A 714-nucleotide genomic window follows, 5' to 3' on the forward strand; every position below is an offset into this window, starting at 1 on the left:
AATATGTATAGGTACATTATCACAAAACGGTTTAGCGACGGTCTTAATTTTAGTCTTTTCTTTATTGGCTGTTGTGTCTAGTATATATGGTGTATATATATGTATATATATTGATTTAAAGAGATGGAAAACCAATCTAGATTCCTTAAATTCTTAAAAAAACAATTAATAAGGAGGAGGACATACAATGAATTCGCAACTTTTTCCTATAGGATCTATTGTAATTTTAAAAGAAGGTACAAAGAAACTTATGATTTTTGGGCGAAAACAAAAAGTAGCAACAGATGAGGTAAGAAAATTCGATTATATGGGATGTCCTTATCCAGAAGGCTATATTAATCCAGATTTCACTTATTTATTTAATCATGATGATATTCAAGAAGTTGTTTCAACTGGATATGAAGATCAGGAAGAGCGTACTTTCCAAAAAAATGTATTATCTAAAATAAAATAAGAAATAATGTAAAAAACTGTTTAAACAAGCAGTTTTTTTTACATTATTTCTTATTAGTGATGCAGCAAACGGATCTTTTATTGGAGTGGAATAAGCTTGGATGTTTTTATAGAAATTAATATAGAAACTGATGGAATCAAATTTAACAAAGGTGATTGGAATCATGATGGTAAACAGGATTCGATAAAAGATAGAGTTAAATCTGGAATCGGAGCAACTTTAGATAAAATTTTTTAGTTTTTAGGAGAGTAATATGGAAA

The 714-nt window shown here is 28.2% G+C and carries 1 protein-coding gene and 1 pseudogene; both read left to right on the plus strand.

The genetic code is table 11. The features are described 5' to 3' along the window. The first annotated feature begins 187 nt into the window (after positions 1–187). Complete coding sequence (locus AC1Q8M_RS27850) at positions 188–454, plus strand: DUF4176 domain-containing protein (RefSeq protein WP_001088075.1); 267 nt, start codon at positions 188–190, stop codon at positions 452–454. A gap of 117 nt (positions 455–571) precedes the next feature. Beyond that, positions 572–691, plus strand: a pseudogene (locus AC1Q8M_RS27855) (WXG100 family type VII secretion target); the annotation flags it as partial. Positions 692–714: the final 23 nt, after the last annotated feature.

It is taken from the genome of Bacillus sp. GW823-FHT06A10 (assembly GCF_058795375.1).